This window comes from Pseudomonas brassicacearum subsp. neoaurantiaca, assembly GCF_013608025.1.
GTDB lineage: Bacteria > Pseudomonadota > Gammaproteobacteria > Pseudomonadales > Pseudomonadaceae > Aquipseudomonas.
Map to the genome: position 1 here is coordinate 48367 of NZ_VDLV01000055.1, position 14450 is coordinate 62816.

The following is a 14450-nucleotide window of genomic DNA, read 5'->3' on the forward strand; positions in this document are numbered from 1 at the left end:
GGACAGTCGTCATGAATTCGATTGAAAACAATCTTCAGCAAACTCCTGTGAAACTCGTCCTGTTCGATTTGCTTACCGCTCTGCTGGACTCGTGGACGCTATGGAATTCCGTGGCAGGCTCCGATGAAATGGGGCGCACTTGGCGTATGGCTTATTTGAAGGCGACCTACGGCTGTGGTGCTTACCGGCCTTATGAAACGTTGGTCGAGGAGGCTGCGATCAGTGTGGGACTGGGCAAGGAAGCCGCGCAAAATCTGGAGGCGCGCTGGATGCAGTTGCAAGCTTGGCCTGAGGCCAAACGCGTGCTCACCGAGTTGGCGCCGCACTACAAACTCGGGGTAGTGACCAACTGTTCGGAGCGGTTGGGGCATATCGCAGCGGATCTTCTAGGCGTGCCATTTGACGTCATTGTCACTTCTGAACAGGCCGGCTTCTACAAGCCCGATGCGCAACCCTACAGGCTTGCCCTGCAAATAGCGGGCGTTGAGCCCGCTCACGCCATATTCGTAGCGGGCTCAGCTTACGATCTGTTTGGCACGCAGAAAGTCGGCTTGCCAACTTTCTGGCATAACAGGATAGGGCTCGATGCGCCCGCAGGTGCGCCTGATCCATTAATCATGCGTCCGACACTCGATAGCCTGGTTGAGGATATTAAAAACCTGAGCGGTAAATAAACGGGGTGTTGCTTATTACCGTCATTCTTTAAATCAGTCCCGGTAGAGGCGGTGCCTACAATGGCGCCTCTGCTGGACAGCACTCTAAACATGCCGCGAACCAGCGGCCCGTAGCTTCAATTATTCCTGTCTCTCACTTCAAAACAAATTCTTCCATCAAAGGAAGGTGTATGTAACGGGTGCTGTGGTCCGAGGACCTCGCACGCCTCCCAAACGAGGTTCCGTCATGTCAGCTGAAACCCAGATCCGCAAACCGTTCTACAAGATTCTGTATATTCAGGTCCTGTTCGCGATCGCCATCGGCATCCTGATTGGCCACTTCTATCCGGAAACCGCTACCACGTTAAAACCGCTCGGCGATGGTTTTATCAAGCTAATCAAAATGGTCATTGCCCCCATCATCTTTTGTACTGTGGTCACCGGCATCGCAGGCATGCAAAACATGAAGGCGGTCGGAAAAACCGGAGGCTATGCGCTTCTATACTTCGAGATTGTTTCGACAATTGCCCTGTTGATCGGGCTGGCTGTGGTCAACGTCGTGCAGCCGGGCGCTGGTATGCATATCGATCCGTCCACGCTCGATGCGTCGGGGATTGCTGCGTATGCCGCCGCAGGAAAAGAACAGAGCACCATCCAGTTCCTCCTGCACATTATCCCCAACACGATTGTTGGCGCGTTTGCCGAGGGTGAGATCCTGCAGGTGCTGCTCTTCTCTGTACTGTTTGGCTACGCGCTGCATCGTATCGGTGATTATGGCCGTCGGGTGTTCGAGTTCATCGAGAGTATCTCCCAGGTGCTGTTCAGCATCATGGGCGTGGTCATGAAAGTCGCACCCATCGGTGCGCTGGGTGCGATGGCCTTCACTATCGGTAAGTACGGTGTGGGTTCTCTAGTCCAGTTGGGCTATCTGATGCTGTGTTTTTACTTCACCTGCGTGGTCTTCGTACTGGGAGTACTGGGCACGATTGCGCGCCTGCACGGGTTCAGCATCTTCAAGTTCATCAAGTACATCCGCGAGGAGCTTCTGATCGTCCTCGGTACTTCGTCGTCCGAGACCGCGTTGCCACTCATGATCGTCAAGATGCAGAAGCTCGGTGCGCATAAGTCCGTCGTGGGCCTGGTTATCCCTACCGGTTACTCCTTCAACCTCGATGGCACTTCCATCTACCTCACCATGGCGGCGATTTTCCTTGCCCAAGCCACCGATACGCCCATGGACATTACGCACCAGATTACGTTGTTGCTGGTCTTGCTGATCACATCGAAGGGCGCGGCGGGTGTAACGGGTAGTGGCTTCATTGTCTTGGCGGCCACGTTGTCGTCGGTAGGGCATGTGCCGGTTGCAGCGCTGGCCTTGATTTTGGGGATAGACCGTTTCATGTCCGAAGCGCGGGCGCTGACCAATCTGATCGGTAATGGCGTGGCGACAATCGTGGTCGCCAGGTGGTGTGGGCAGTTGGACGAAAAGGTACTTCAAAAGACGCTGGAAGAGGGCCCTGGAGTGGCGGCTATCGCTTCGCCGGCAACGCGAGTTTCCTGAAGTACCTGTGAGTACTGGATCCGGCCATGTAAGGCAGGCCTGTTCTTGCGAAGGTATTGATATATGTCGTAAAGCCCTTGCGGGAGCTTGGCTGGCTGATGCCAGTCAAGCCGGGCTTGATGGGCCGCCGGGGTGAGCTGGGGCTTGCAATACCAACGATTACCCAGGCACTTCTGGATCTGCCGGAGTCGAAGTGGGAATTTGCCATGAAGGTTTCTTGCCATCCCGGCTATCGAACGTGCGCCGCGCCTTGCGAAAGTCGTCGACGTTTTCGACTACCCAAGTCCAAACAGGGGACATACGGATCAACAGTTCCATGCCCAGCGGTGTCAGCTCATATTCAACGCGGGGTGGAATTTCACCGAACTCCCGCCGAATCAGCAGACCATCACGCTCCAAGGCGCGTAGCGTCTTCGTCAACATCCGTTGAGTAACACCGGTCATCTGCCTTTTCAGCTCGGCGTGGCGCATCTTTCCGTACACACCCAAGGCATGCAGGATGCCCAGTGACCAGCGGCTGCCTGCGTGAGCGAGGACTTCGCGCCTGACGCCATCATCGTCTCTCCTAAGCGTCTGGCAGATAACTTCTGCCTGACTAAGCGTTTCATGATTGGTCATCTCTTCCTCTGGTATCACACGTGTGCCTTCTTACGAGCGCTGCCGAATCGTGCAAGCATTTGCTCATCTTACAGGCAGCAGGTTTCAGGAGAAGTCATGACAGATACCCCCCAATCGATTCTCGTTCTAGGCGCCGGTGAACTTGGCCTTCCGGTTTTGTGCAACCTCGCGCGGGTGGCTAAGAGCAAGCCCGGTTCCAGAATCAGCGTCTTGCTCAGAGATTCGACCATCAACAGCCAGGTGCCTGAGAAGAAGGCTGAAATCGATGAGCTGCGGAGTCTGGGCATTCAGATGGTCGCCGCAGACTTGGTGAACGATTCAATCGATCAGCTTGCTGAAGTGTTCGCACGGTTCGATACCGTCATAGGCTGCGCAGGCATGGTCGCGGGCCGAGAAACCCCGATGAAGTTGGCGACGGCAGCGCTGAAGTCCGGCGTGAAGCGCTATTTCCCATGGCAGTTTGGCGTCGATTTCGAGGTGATCGGTCGGGGCAGTCCTCAAGATCTGTTCGATGCTCAACTCGACGTGCGCGAGTTACTGCGCGCCCAACATAAAACCGAATGGGTGATCATCTCGACGGGTATGTTCACCAGCTTCCTTTTCGAGCCCGTGTTTGAAGTGGTGGATTTCGAAACCGACACCGTGAACGCCCTGGGCAGTCTTGATAACAGCGTGACACTCACGACACCGGACGACATTGGGACGCTGACAGCGGAGATTGTTTTCTTCGAACCGCGCTTGCGCAATCAGATCGTCTATCTGTCTGGCGACACCGTGGCATATGGGGAGGTGGCGAGCATCCTTGAACGTGTTCTGGGGCGTCCATTCAAACGTAACGTTTGGAGTGTTCCGTACCTGTTCCAGGAATTGGAAAAAGACCCCACTCATCACATCAAGAAGTACCGCGCTGTGTTCGCACAAGGCAAAGGCGTGGCGTGGCCGAAAGCTGCGACGTTCAACGAACAGCAGTCGATTCAGGTCACCACTGCCGAGCAGTGGGCTCGGGAAAACCTTGCGGACAGTTGAACGCAGAAGCAGAAGCTGAATGCTCCCGTGCCAGTAGCGTTGCTTTGTAAGCGTCTGGTGACGTCCTCTGGACAAAGCAAATGGTCTCAATACGATCAGATTTCCCGAAAGAGCAACTCGCTAGTTCGCTTTTTCGTTTCTTGACACAGTGCTCAAATCTCCAGATTATCGATCAATGACTCCTACAAATCTCGTTAGTATGATGCGCCCCTTGATGACTGCCTTTGGCGGGCCATAGGGCGATGCGCGCTTAGAACAGAAGCATTGACCAGAAGCCCCGCCAGAAATGGATGGGGCTTTTTCATTCCCCTTCCAACTCATTGATGACAAGGAGAGTGAAGATGCTGTTGATTCGCCCAGCCAAACGTACTGACGCCGAGGCCGCGTTTGATATACGCCTCCAGGCGATCCGGCATCAATGCATTGCCGTCTATACCGCTGAGCAAGTAATGGCGTGGACTGATGTGCCGCTCACAGACCGATATCGGGCTTCGGTGGAAAAGGAGTACCACGTTGCCTGGTTGGGCGAGATACCGGTCGCAACAGGTCTGATTGATTTCCAGTCTGGAGAGATAGGCGCTATTTTCGTATTGCCTGCATTCATGGGACAGGGGATTGGCAAGACAATGCTCCTGTACCTTGAGCGACTGGCCTTTAAAGCTGGGATCGTTGACATCCATTTAGATGCTACCCCTAACGCAACCGCGTTCTACCGTCGGTGTGGCTATCACGGAGATATTCAAGCTATCTATACGTCGCCCTCCGGTCTTGAGCTGGCTTGTACACCGATGCGGAAAAAGTTGGCCAGTGAAGAGCTACTGAACGTAACGCGGGCGACAAGCAGGCTGCCGAACTCAAGTTGATTAAGTCAGTCCGGCATCCAGTGATGCGGCAGCAGTTGTCCTATTTCACTCGCTCGCTGCGTCGGCAGGTGCTTGAGAACATCCTTCAAATAACCGTATGGGTCATGACGATTCAGCCGCGCCGACGGAATCAGACTCATGATCGCCGCCGCCGCCGCCCGCTTTCCGCTGCGCAACGATCCTGCGAAGAGCCAGTTCTTGCGTCAAAGAACAAGGGGACAGACTTATTTCCAGTAAATAAATCTGTCCCCTTTTCCCGTTGGAGGAGGGGGTGAGTAGTTCAAAGTGATGGTTGGGGAGAGCGGGGGGAGGCGATGGACGGTTGGGGGGCAGGTGGCACCGAAACACCAGAAGCGGCTTACCGGATTTCGCGCGTATTCATCCGCCGCCTACACTCCACCTGTTTGACTGACCGCTACCTTCCTTGGAAATCGCGCAATAAGGATTACGCACATGGATGTTGGATTGGCTCATGCAATCGAGGCCGCTGAAGGCGAGTATTTGTGTTCCCGCGTTGAGAGCTTGTTACGGATAAGTGGAAATCCTTTCGGTGCCCGCGTGTTTTTCAACGAAGCTTTTCCCTGCTTTCAAGTGCAAGCATCAGCCAGCCCGATGTTCAATCGCATCTACGGCAACAGTACCGGCAGCCCCCAACCACTGTTGAACTTGCTCAAGGAATCAGCGGAATATTCGACCGTAACGCCTCTTATCGGGAAGACCTCGACGTTGAAGCAGTACGTTTTTGTGGGGGAGAGGCGATTAGAACGCCTGAAGGGTTGGACGCACCTGCAACTCGCGTGCGCCATCAAGGACGTGGTCTTGAGTCCCCACTCGTTTGAGGTCGAAGAGGCCACTTTACGCACGCTTCCTGAGTTCGCAGCTGTGCATGCGAGCGGATTTCATACCAAGCCAGAGCATCGTCAGTTGAGCCAAGCCTCTTTTGCGGGGCTACTGTCAAATGATCGGCTGAAAATCTACGTCCTTAAAGCTGATGGAGAGGTAGTTGCAGGAGCGTTGATGTACCTGGCCGGCAATGGGATTGCCTACCTCGGGACGGCTGCCACCCGAAAAGATGCACGAGGCTTGGGCTACCATGGAGCCCTGATATCTCACCGGATAGAGCAAGCAAAGAAGCACGGGAGTTTGATGATCGCCGCAACGGCTCTTCCCAGCTCGCAAAGTCGCCGTAACTTGGAGCGCACGGGGTTAGCGATATCTCACGTTCAAGCCCTTTATCGCTTGATGGATAGTTGAAGTGTGCCAGTGTAGGACCGTCTGCTATTGGCTCGAAAGCAGCCTATTCAGGCGTTGACAAGCACCATGATATGAGTGGCATGGACATCTTCTATTCGCATGAAGCCGCAGTGCAGGTAAAACGCGTCGCCTCCAGAAGTATCGGTGAAAAGACGCACCTTGTGAAAATGAAGGGAGGCCTGTGCAACCAGCGCTTTTACCAACGCCTGACCGACGCGTTGATTCCTGGCTGCAGGTGTCACGTACACACGCCGTAGCCTTGCGGTATCGGACTTACTATAGGGGTCAACTGATAGTCCTCCGATGCCTATCAGCTGCTGGTTCGAATACGCTGCCATGAGACATTCACCGGGCGCATTGAAGCGATTCGTTCCAGAGTGCCACTCCGAAATCAGGCGCGTAAGAAACCTGAAACCTTCCGCAACTGCCTCTTTCTCCAAGGTGAGAACTTCCGCCGGCAGGTGCGTAATTTGGTGAATCTTGATCGGTTTCATTCATTTCCCTATGCATCGGGTACATGCATCTTAGCGATGCAAGTGGCAGCTATTGGCCAGAAGCAGTCGTTCAGAGTAGGGACATGCCCCGCCTGCTTACTAGCGGCAAAACACTTCATAAGGTGAACTGCGCGCACCATGCGACAGACCCACACATGCTGTGGTGCACGCAGCCCCCCTTATACGGTAGCGCCTTTTCTCTTGAGTTTGATGCCGGCCTTCGATTAGATATGAGGCATAAACGTTGTGACGTAAATAGCACCATCAAACACAAGGGAATAGCACTAAATGGCCAGGATAGAACCCGTTTTCGGCAGCATCAGCAGCGAAATCGAAAACCCATACCAACCGGGCGACGCCCAACTGATTGACGACGAGGTTGTCACGTTTTCAAACCCCAAGATTTTGGGTTTTTCCGGGCGTATTTCTCTGGCGCGCTTCTGGCTGATTCATGTGCCCTTGGTGCTGGTTCTTCCGTGCATTTTGCTGTTGTTCTTTATGGTGGGGTTGCGCCATCAACTGGTGGTTTTGCTGATAGTCGGTGTCACCGTTGTCGTTCCTGCCATCCTGCTCAACGTGTCTCTACTGATACGCAGGGCACGTGATCTAGGCTGGAGTCCGATATGGGGAATTCTCTTCGTATTCCCTGTTATCGGCTTTGTGATAACGCTTCCGCTCATGATGCTTCCGGGGCGTAAAGCGATTAATAAATACGGCCCGCCCAATCCACCTCTTTCGACGTTGGTAAAGCTACTTACAGCGCTGTTGGTGGTGCTGACGCTTGTAACTTCAACCGTGCTAGTTGCGTATTTTCCCCAATACCAGCCTCAGGCACTCTACGAGTGGTTCTTTAATGCATTGGTTCAGGCATAACGTTAGCGTACGCGAAGTCCATGCTTCGCCTCATTGCGCGGCGCCAAGTGCTCAGGTGCCGTTGTAGAGAGCGCTGCGCGCACCACGCGATAGCCCTGCGTACGCCGCGGTGATGTCCATTGGGAAAAAAGAACAGATTTATTTCTCTGCTCTAAACGACTGCTCTTGGCCGCTTTCTGCCCTTGATACTCCTGAGATGCAAAACGCAGAAAACGTCCAGAGAATCCATCCCAGCCGGTCATTTGGGCCAAAAAAACGGGCGCCTCCAACGCCCGTTCCCTCATCAACCCTCTGCCTTCTCCTGAAGCCGCCGCCCGATCACCTCCAACAAATCACACCCATCCCGCAACGGGATCACCAACAACTGCGCAAAATCCGACAGCACAACCGTATCGCTACCAAGCTCAGCTCGAAACGCTATGTTCTCCAGCACTTGCGTAACAACGCGAATACGGTAATCAGCCGTAGCGTGCAGAACATCAAGCGGTGCCTGACTATCAATCAGCAGCGAAGCCGGGGTGCAGTCGATGCCGGTGATGGGGATGTATCTTTCCATGGGATTGCTCCGATCAGATTAATGGACTGATCCGATACTTAGGTCGCCAAACCTGACCGCCCTTCAAGGCGACGCAACGACTATAGTTTTCAGCTCGAAACTCGAACAGGTATCTGATTCCGAGAATTGCGTAGGAATCGTCATCACTCACCCCCAACGAACCCCCAAAACAATCCCCTGCGCCTTGAACCCTTCAAGCGCCGCCACGCCCATCGGCATGATCGCCTGCACCGTCACCCCAGCCACTTCAGCCAACGCAACCAGATGCTCCCGCCCACTGCGCCGATGTTCCATCAGCGATACCAACAACCCATAAGCCAGCGGCGCAAGGCGTGAAAATGTCACCTGCCCAGCGCGGCGCTGTAGCAGGACCAAGGTCGGAGCCGAAGGTTTTTCAGTCGGCTGATGATCCGGTCCGATGTCGCACACCGGCCATTCATAGGCATGCGCCTGCACAAGTCCGGACACCACGGGCGTGCCCTCGATCAGGTCGCCGAAGGGGTTGTGGGACGGTTCCACCGCATCGCTTAGCAGCAGGGCGCTTTCGCTCCATTCGTGTTGGGCGAGTTCGGGCAGCCAGGGCGGGAGGTTGTCCAGGTCGGTGTGTTGTTCCAGATAGGTGACGAACTCGCCGGCCAGTTTTGTGAACAGTGGCGTTTGGCTGCGGTAGTTGGCGTAGAAGTCGTGGACCAGCCATCGCCAGTCGGCAGGCGGCAGGGTTTGCTGGATGACCGGGAAGCTGGCGGCCAGCAGTGATTCGATGCTGCCGATGAACAGTTGGCGGTAGATCGCCAGGCGGCGGGCTTCGAGTCCGGGCGGGGGCGTCTGGAGGGGGTTGCGCACGTAGCCGGCCATGCAGTTGAGTTGTTCGAGTAGTTGTTCAGGCATGGCGGGCCTCCGGTGTTGCCAGGCAAGCGAGTTGTTGGAGGTGTTTGATCTGCCCGACTTCAGCGAGCAGTTCCGACAAGGGCGGGAAGTTGAAGTCGCGCTCCAGCAGGGTCGGTACCGGTCCGAATCGTTGGTAGGTCTGGTGCAGCAGCGTCCACACTTCTGGTTTGACGGCGGCGCCGTGGGTGTCGATTTTCAGGTCGTCGGCTTCGTCGTAATGGCCGGCAACGTGCAGGTAGGTGACGCGTTGCGCGGGGAGGGCTGCCAGGAACTTCTCGGCGTCGTAACGGTGATTGATGGCATTGACGTAGAGGTTGTTGACGTCCAGCAGCAGGTCGCAGTCGGCTTCCACGAGCACGGCGTTGATGAAGTCAATTTCGCTCATGGCCTGGAAAGGCGCGGCGTAGTAGGAGATGTTTTCCACGGCGATGCGTTGACCCAGCTCGTTCTGGGCCTGGCGTATGCGGGCGGCGACGTGGTGGACGGCTTCTTCGGTGAAGGGGATCGGCAAGAGGTCGTAGAGATGACCGCTGTCGGAGCAGTAGCTCAGGTGTTCGCTGTAGATCGCCACGGCGTAGCGATCGAGGAAGCGGCGTGTGCCCCGCAGCAGGTCGAGGTCGAGGGGTTGGGGGCCGCCGAGGGACAGCGACAGCCCATGGCAGGTGATGGGATGCCGTGCGGCCAGTTGGTCCAGTTGTTCGGCGTAGGCGCCACCGACGCCGATCCAGTTGTCCGGGGCGCATTCGAGGAAATCCACGGCGCCCGGGGCCATTTCCAGCAGGTCGCCAAGCAGGGCGCGGCGCAGACCGAGCCCGGCGCCGCTGGGGGAAGTGAAGGTACTCATCGCGGTTCTCCAGGGATGACCAAACCCTCCCGGCGTGAATGTCCGGGAGGGTCGGAGCGAAGGCGGTTATTCCTTGGCTTGGCTCATGCGGGTGAACAGCTCGGTTGGCACTTTCTTGCCGTTGGCCGTGTATTGGCCGGTGCGGTATTTGTAGGTTTCGGCCTCGGACAGGTAGCCGTCGTGGTTGCTGTCCATCTTTTCGAACTCGGCTTGCTGGGTCGGCGCCACGCTGAGGAATTCCTTCAGCGAGACGCGATCGTCATCGTCGGTGTCGGTGCGGGCAAAAGACGCGTCGCCACATTTACCTTCACCGCATTTGCCTTCGGCCTGGGTGACTTTTTTTCCCGATTCAGCGGCGCCGCATTTGCCTTCGCCGCACTTTCCTTCGGAGGTCTTTTCAGCCGAAGCCAACTGGTAACCCTGGGGCAGGGCTTCGACGGCGAAAGCGGACTGGGCCAGGCTCAAGCCACCGGACAGGGCGAGGGCGGCGAGGGCGAGGCGAGCGGCGTTGGAATTTTTTGTACGGGTCATGAAATTTCTCCAGATAAGAGCTTGTATGGCCCCGGCAACGGTGCGCGGGGTATGCCGTGGCGGTGTCACGCTGCTGCCCGGTGCTGAGCGCGTCGGGTCGAAGCAGGGCGGTACTGCCTGTTCGGACGGGGCCATTTGGCGCTTGCCGTGTATCTGGGATATGTCATTTGGCGGTACGTTTGTATGGCTGTGTGTCTTGGATACAGAGCGTTGTAAAAGGCTGATCTCAGGACAAATCGTGCAAGTCCTTGCCCAGCGCGGGGCCGAGCGCCCAGTCTGAAAACGTCACTTTCAATCCGCCTCGCTTGGGGCTACAGGCCATCGGGCCCACTAGGTAATGAGGTGCAACGGGAAAGGGACACAACCGCACCAACGGCCAACGACGTCCATCGCTGGACACTTGCAAGCGCAGTACGCCATCGGCCACGGTGGCGCGCATCCAGAAATCGCTGGGGTCTGCGGTGTAGGGGCTGGTCGCCCAGTCGGATTGTCCATCGGTGAGCACGCTGCCGAGCATGGCCTGGCCGTCGCTCAGTTCGATGCCGGCCTTGACCCACTGGCGCTCGTTGATGCGGATCATGAGGCCGGCTTGGTCATACAGGGCTTCGAAGGTGCTGCGGATGCGCAATTGGCAGGTGAAGCTGGGTGGGGTTTCGACGCCGAGGAAGTGACCGCTGTCGTGGGTGAAACCGTAGTGGGTTTCGCGCCAGAAGTCGGTGGCGTTGTCGGTTTCAAGCTCCAGGGTTTGTGTGGTGGGGGCGCTGTGGAGCTTGGGTTCGTTCAGCCAGGCGCCATGTGAAAGGCCGGGCGGGTGTGGGGTGTGTTTATCGGGCATCGTCAGGTCACCTGGTTTCGGGCGTACTGAGTCGACCGATGAAGCGAGAGGTGGTTCAGAAGGGCGAGGGCTGCTGCGCAACCCAGCGGGAGCAAGCTCCCTCGCCACGGGATTGATGTGTGTCTGACAGCCAAAGGTCGCGTTTTGGGTAAGTGGATGAATTCTCTTACGACATTTTAGGGTTGGCCTTCGGAAGCGCCGTCCTTAGCATCTTGGCCTAGCCCAATGCTGCGCGAGGCATGTCCAGTCTCGTTTTATATTGAGAGGAAAAGTCGATGCCAGGAAGCCAGGAGGTCAAGGCTGATAAATTCACTTGTCATGCGTATGACATTTGGCGCTATGATTGCGACAAATGTCGCAAGGAGGTCAGCCTAATGACCGTAGTAGCCAAGCAAGCAGAGAGGCCCACAGCCAAATCCACAGCTAAAGCGGCGAAGACGAGCCCAAAGAAGACTGTCGAAAAGCCGACCCAAATACTATTGCAGGGGCGCAAAGGGGACGAACGCTTATTGATCCTCCGATACACGCAAGAAGGTTTCAGTTTGGACGATGTCAGGAAGATGCTTTCCACGTCCGCCTTGTATATGGAACACGGTTTGCTTGAGCGCATTACCGGCAAGTCTGTGAGGACCGTGCAGCGATTAGCGAAAGATGCCCAACCGATACGGTTGAACCGGCAACAGAGTACTGTCGCGTTTCAATATGCCCAAACGCTGGAGCACGCTACAGAGGTGTTCGGCAGCCAGTCGTTGGCGGAAGACTGGCTCAAGAAGCCCTGCAAGTATCTGGATGGTCATGTGCCCTTGGAGTTGATCGACAATTCGCTGGGCTTCCAAGTGGTGGAAGATTATCTGAGCCGTATCGAGCATGGGGTTTATCAATGAGCCCCTTGCCTTGGGAGGGGCAGTGGCACGCTTGGCGTCTTGATCGAGAGGTTTACAAAGAGACCTGGGATAGCGGGATCGGCGCTCAACGCTCAGGCGGACGTTGGAATCCCCCTGGCCGTCGTGTGATTTATGCTTCGGCCGATCCCTCCACCGCCATCTTGGAAGTCGCGGCTCATCTTGGTTTCGACGCGCTGGATAAGGTGCCCTACCTGCTGACCTGCTTTGAGGTACTGGATCCGGCACTGATAAAGGTGGTTCATGCCGAAGAGGTGCCGAATCCAAACTGGCTCACCCCGGCTCAACCTTCGCCCAATCAGCAGTGGTTTGCCGATGAGTTATTGGCGCAGTTTCCCTTTGTGCTGATTCCTTCAGCGGTGACCCGGCATTCCTGGAATTTGCTGGTGAGCTGCGATTTGGCGAAGGGCCAATTCAAGCTTATTTCTCAAGAGCGCTTTGGCTTGGACACTCGACTGGTCAGGTAATCCTGAGTGTCCTGAGTAGGCAGTCACTGATGAAAGCTACTTCTTGACCGAATAATCCGCACCCCACATCCGCACAGCACTGACCGCCTCGTTCATGCCTTCGAAAACAAATTTCTGCCGCACGGCGATTTTCGGTGGGATGGTGACTTCGTCGGGGTTGTCCAGGCCGGTGAGTCGGTTGGCGTAGCCTGCCTGGTCGATGGCGAGCAGGGCGCCTGTCTGTCCGAGGTTGATCAGCCGCAGTTGGGTGTCGGTGCTGTTCTTGAAACCGAGGGTGATGGTGACGCTTTCTTCGCTGGGTTCCAGCTTCAGCACTTCTACGGTGACGCGGTCTTTCATTTGATCGCCGGAGGAGATGATCGCTGCGCCGTCGGTGCCCTGGACCGACTCACGGCCATCGAGCACGCCTTCGCTCACGCCGCCCAACAGGTTCTTGCCGGCGGTGATGAAGGTCGAGACGGCGGATTTGGTCGAGTCCTTGATGACGCTCTCCGCCGGCTCGCCCTCGGCCAGGCACAGTGAGCTGATCAGGAGGCTGGAGGCGAAGAGGGTGGCGCGTGACGGCAGAAGGGTCATACCTGGGTCCTTGAAGGTTGGCTGCAGCATGCCCGTCAAATGGGCGTGGGGCATGATAGCTGGGATCACGGCTTACTTGTTCATTCCCGCCTGGTGGGATGCTGGCTTTATGCGCTGATCCGCATTTTTTTAGGGCAGGTGCGTCTGTAATGGTCTCAGTTCTCGCTCCACAATCCCGCCGTGCCGCAATAACTCTATTGGGAGAATGCTCATGGCAAAGATGGCGATTTTTCTGGGTGGTTTCCTGGCGCTGACGTTGCTGATCGGTGTGCTGGCAACGATTTCGCCTGTTTAAGAGTTTTTCTGTGGCGAGGGGATTTATCCCCGCTGGGCTGCGAAGCGGCCCCAAGAATTTTCAGGGCCGCTTCTCGCCCCAGCGGGGATAAATCCCCTCGCCACAACAGCGTTCACTCCAAACAGATGTGTCGATCACCGATGCAAGATCACCTGCGCAATCTCCAGCAGCGGCATCACCCGTTGCGCAGCGTTGAGTTTGATCGCTTCCTTGGGCATGCCGAACACCACGCAACTGGCCTCGTCCTGGGCGACGGTGGCGCTGCCGGCGTCGAGCATTTCCTTCAGGCCGCGGGCGCCGTCGTCGCCCATGCCGGTCATGATGATGCCCGTGGCGTTACGGCCGGCGAACTTGGCCACCGAGCGGAACAGCACATCCACCGAAGGGCGATGGCGATTGACCAGCGGGCCGTCCACCACTTGCACGTGATAGAACGCGCCGCTGCGGGTGACCATCATGTGCTTGCCGCCAGGGGCGATAAGCGCGAGGCCCGGATGGATGCGGTCGTTGTTCTTCGCTTCGCGCACTTCGATCTGGCACAGGCTGTTGAGCCGGGCGGCAAAGGACGCGGTGAATTTTTCCGGCATGTGCTGGACGATGACGATGCCTGGACACACCCGTGGCAGCGCAGTCAGGACGGCTTCCAGCGCCTGGGTGCCGCCGGTGGAGGTGCCCATGGCGACGATACGTTCGGTGGTCTGGGCCATGGCGTGGCCATTGGCGGCGGGCAGCATGGCGTCGGCGGTGAGTTTGGTCGCGGGCGTCAGCGGGGCCGCCGGGGCGGCACGTTTGCCCAGGTTGCGGACGTTGACCTGGGCGGCGGCGCGAATGGCCGAGACCAGTTCCGGTGCCGAATCCAACAGGAAGTTTTTCAGGCCGCTGGTGGGCTTGGTGATGATTTCCACCGCGCCGGCGGCCATGGCTTGCAGGGTGGTTTCAGCGCCCTTGGGCGTCAGCGACGAGCAGATCACCACCGGCGTCGGCCGTTCGCTCATGATTTTCTTCAGGAAGGTGATGCCGTCCATGCGCGGCATTTCCACGTCCAGCACGATCACGTCGGGCCACTCCTTCGCCAGTTTGTCCATGGCAAAAATCGGGTCGGAGGCCGCGCCGATAACGTTTATGTCCGGCGTGTCACTCAGGATCGCCAGCAACACTTGGCGGACCACGGCGGAGTCGTCCACCAGCAACACATTGATTTTTCTGCCTGGCAT

General features: G+C 56.9%; 17 protein-coding genes and 1 pseudogene. 8 read left to right on the top strand and 10 right to left on the bottom strand.

The genetic code is table 11. From position 1 onward, the window contains the following. The first annotated feature begins 11 nt into the window (after positions 1-11). On the top strand, positions 12-674 hold the full coding sequence (locus FHK92_RS24245) for an HAD family hydrolase (protein WP_181290349.1): 663 nt from the start codon (positions 12-14) through the stop codon (positions 672-674). A gap of 226 nt (positions 675-900) precedes the next feature. Next, on the top strand, positions 901-2214 hold the full coding sequence (locus FHK92_RS24250) for a dicarboxylate/amino acid:cation symporter (RefSeq protein ID WP_181290350.1): 1314 nt from the start codon (positions 901-903) through the stop codon (positions 2212-2214). Between the two features lie 159 nt (positions 2215-2373). On the opposite strand, the gene FHK92_RS24255 is transcribed toward FHK92_RS24250, so the two are convergent. Further along, a complete protein-coding gene (locus FHK92_RS24255; RefSeq protein WP_181290351.1) occupies positions 2374-2832 on the bottom strand; it encodes a winged helix-turn-helix transcriptional regulator in 459 nt (152 codons plus the stop codon). A 96-nt stretch (positions 2833-2928) separates the two neighbouring features. On the opposite strand from FHK92_RS24255, the gene FHK92_RS24260 reads away from it, so the two are divergent. Both FHK92_RS24260 and FHK92_RS24265 read left to right on the top strand, forming a co-directional pair. Further along, positions 2929-3858 carry an aromatic alcohol reductase gene (locus FHK92_RS24260; protein WP_181290352.1) on the top strand — a complete coding sequence of 310 codons (930 nt, stop codon included), beginning with the start codon at positions 2929-2931 and terminating at the stop codon, positions 3856-3858. 341 nt (positions 3859-4199) lie between these two features. After that, positions 4200-4721 (top strand): GNAT family N-acetyltransferase, encoded by a 522-nt coding sequence (locus tag FHK92_RS24265; RefSeq protein WP_181290353.1) that lies wholly within the window; start codon positions 4200-4202, stop codon positions 4719-4721. A gap of 5 nt (positions 4722-4726) precedes the next feature. Here the strand turns inward: FHK92_RS24265 and FHK92_RS24270 are convergent. Next, positions 4727-4924: pseudogene (locus tag FHK92_RS24270) on the bottom strand (transposase domain-containing protein); the annotation flags it as partial. Between the two features lie 250 nt (positions 4925-5174). Here FHK92_RS24270 and FHK92_RS24275 point away from each other — a divergent pair. Continuing rightward, positions 5175-5975 (top strand): GNAT family N-acetyltransferase, encoded by an 801-nt coding sequence (locus FHK92_RS24275; protein WP_181290354.1) that lies wholly within the window; start codon positions 5175-5177, stop codon positions 5973-5975. A gap of 47 nt (positions 5976-6022) precedes the next feature. Here FHK92_RS24275 and FHK92_RS24280 read toward each other — a convergent pair whose 3' ends face one another. Then, on the bottom strand, positions 6023-6469 hold the full coding sequence (locus tag FHK92_RS24280; RefSeq protein ID WP_181290355.1) for a GNAT family N-acetyltransferase: 447 nt from the start codon (positions 6467-6469) through the stop codon (positions 6023-6025). A gap of 288 nt (positions 6470-6757) precedes the next feature. Here FHK92_RS24280 and FHK92_RS24285 point away from each other — a divergent pair, with 288 nt between their 5' ends. Beyond that, a complete protein-coding gene (locus FHK92_RS24285) occupies positions 6758-7342 on the top strand; it encodes a DUF805 domain-containing protein (RefSeq protein ID WP_181290356.1) in 585 nt (194 codons plus the stop codon). Positions 7343-7625: 283 nt separating this feature from the next. On the opposite strand, the gene FHK92_RS24290 is transcribed toward FHK92_RS24285, so the two are convergent. From FHK92_RS24290 to FHK92_RS24310, 5 genes are all read right to left on the bottom strand, one after another. Continuing rightward, positions 7626-7898, bottom strand: coding sequence for a hypothetical protein (locus FHK92_RS24290; protein WP_181290357.1), 273 nt, complete (start codon positions 7896-7898; stop codon positions 7626-7628). A 147-nt stretch (positions 7899-8045) separates the two neighbouring features. After that, the gene (locus tag FHK92_RS24295) at positions 8046-8786 is read right to left on the bottom strand and encodes an HvfC family RiPP maturation protein (protein WP_181290358.1); all 741 of its coding nucleotides are present in this window, start codon (positions 8784-8786) and stop codon (positions 8046-8048) included. After that, positions 8779-9630: an HvfB family MNIO-type RiPP peptide maturase gene (locus FHK92_RS24300; protein WP_181290359.1), complete on the bottom strand. Its 852-nt coding sequence runs from the start codon at positions 9628-9630 to the stop codon at positions 8779-8781. The genes FHK92_RS24295 and FHK92_RS24300 overlap by 8 nt, the downstream gene beginning before the upstream one ends. A 66-nt stretch (positions 9631-9696) precedes the next feature. Next, positions 9697-10161, bottom strand: coding sequence for an HvfA family oxazolone/thioamide-modified RiPP metallophore (locus FHK92_RS24305; RefSeq protein WP_181290360.1), 465 nt, complete (start codon positions 10159-10161; stop codon positions 9697-9699). A 226-nt stretch (positions 10162-10387) separates the two neighbouring features. Then, a complete protein-coding gene (locus tag FHK92_RS24310) occupies positions 10388-10996 on the bottom strand; it encodes a DUF1349 domain-containing protein (RefSeq protein WP_181290361.1) in 609 nt (202 codons plus the stop codon). Between the two features lie 374 nt (positions 10997-11370). Here FHK92_RS24310 and FHK92_RS24315 point away from each other — a divergent pair, with 374 nt between their 5' ends. Together FHK92_RS24315 and FHK92_RS24320 are read left to right on the top strand one after the other, a co-directional pair. Next, complete coding sequence (locus tag FHK92_RS24315; RefSeq protein WP_181290362.1) at positions 11371-11880, top strand: antitoxin Xre/MbcA/ParS toxin-binding domain-containing protein; 510 nt, start codon at positions 11371-11373, stop codon at positions 11878-11880. Continuing rightward, positions 11877-12365 carry an RES family NAD+ phosphorylase gene (locus tag FHK92_RS24320; RefSeq protein ID WP_181290363.1) on the top strand — a complete coding sequence of 163 codons (489 nt, stop codon included), beginning with the start codon at positions 11877-11879 and terminating at the stop codon, positions 12363-12365. The genes FHK92_RS24315 and FHK92_RS24320 overlap by 4 nt, the downstream gene beginning before the upstream one ends. Before the next feature lie 36 nt (positions 12366-12401). Here the strand turns inward: FHK92_RS24320 and FHK92_RS24325 are convergent, their stop codons facing one another. Together FHK92_RS24325 and FHK92_RS24330 are read right to left on the bottom strand one after the other, a co-directional pair. Beyond that, complete coding sequence (locus tag FHK92_RS24325) at positions 12402-12941, bottom strand: hypothetical protein (RefSeq protein ID WP_181290364.1); 540 nt, start codon at positions 12939-12941, stop codon at positions 12402-12404. A 429-nt stretch (positions 12942-13370) separates the two neighbouring features. Next, positions 13371-14450, bottom strand: a complete 1080-nt coding sequence (locus FHK92_RS24330) for a protein-glutamate methylesterase/protein-glutamine glutaminase (protein ID WP_181290365.1) — start codon at positions 14448-14450, stop codon at positions 13371-13373.

Coding starts and splice junctions, on each gene's coding strand:
- FHK92_RS24325 (WP_181290364.1), bottom strand. CDS start 12,941: ATGACCCTTCTGCCGTCACGCGCCACCCTCTTCGCCTCCAGCCTCCTG.
- FHK92_RS24255 (WP_181290351.1), bottom strand. CDS start 2,832: ATGACCAATCATGAAACGCTTAGTCAGGCAGAAGTTATCTGCCAGACG.
- FHK92_RS24305 (WP_181290360.1), bottom strand. CDS start 10,161: ATGACCCGTACAAAAAATTCCAACGCCGCTCGCCTCGCCCTCGCCGCC.
- FHK92_RS24260 (WP_181290352.1), top strand. CDS start 2,929: ATGACAGATACCCCCCAATCGATTCTCGTTCTAGGCGCCGGTGAACTT.
- FHK92_RS24280 (WP_181290355.1), bottom strand. CDS start 6,469: ATGAAACCGATCAAGATTCACCAAATTACGCACCTGCCGGCGGAAGTT.
- FHK92_RS24310 (WP_181290361.1), bottom strand. CDS start 10,996: ATGCCCGATAAACACACCCCACACCCGCCCGGCCTTTCACATGGCGCC.
- FHK92_RS24245 (WP_181290349.1), top strand. CDS start 12: ATGAATTCGATTGAAAACAATCTTCAGCAAACTCCTGTGAAACTCGTC.
- FHK92_RS24285 (WP_181290356.1), top strand. CDS start 6,758: ATGGCCAGGATAGAACCCGTTTTCGGCAGCATCAGCAGCGAAATCGAA.
- FHK92_RS24275 (WP_181290354.1), top strand. CDS start 5,175: ATGGATGTTGGATTGGCTCATGCAATCGAGGCCGCTGAAGGCGAGTAT.
- FHK92_RS24320 (WP_181290363.1), top strand. CDS start 11,877: ATGAGCCCCTTGCCTTGGGAGGGGCAGTGGCACGCTTGGCGTCTTGAT.
- FHK92_RS24295 (WP_181290358.1), bottom strand. CDS start 8,786: ATGCCTGAACAACTACTCGAACAACTCAACTGCATGGCCGGCTACGTG.
- FHK92_RS24315 (WP_181290362.1), top strand. CDS start 11,371: ATGACCGTAGTAGCCAAGCAAGCAGAGAGGCCCACAGCCAAATCCACA.
- FHK92_RS24250 (WP_181290350.1), top strand. CDS start 901: ATGTCAGCTGAAACCCAGATCCGCAAACCGTTCTACAAGATTCTGTAT.
- FHK92_RS24265 (WP_181290353.1), top strand. CDS start 4,200: ATGCTGTTGATTCGCCCAGCCAAACGTACTGACGCCGAGGCCGCGTTT.
- FHK92_RS24330 (WP_181290365.1), bottom strand. CDS start 14,450: ATGCCAGGCAGAAAAATCAATGTGTTGCTGGTGGACGACTCCGCCGTG.
- FHK92_RS24300 (WP_181290359.1), bottom strand. CDS start 9,630: ATGAGTACCTTCACTTCCCCCAGCGGCGCCGGGCTCGGTCTGCGCCGC.
- FHK92_RS24290 (WP_181290357.1), bottom strand. CDS start 7,898: ATGGAAAGATACATCCCCATCACCGGCATCGACTGCACCCCGGCTTCG.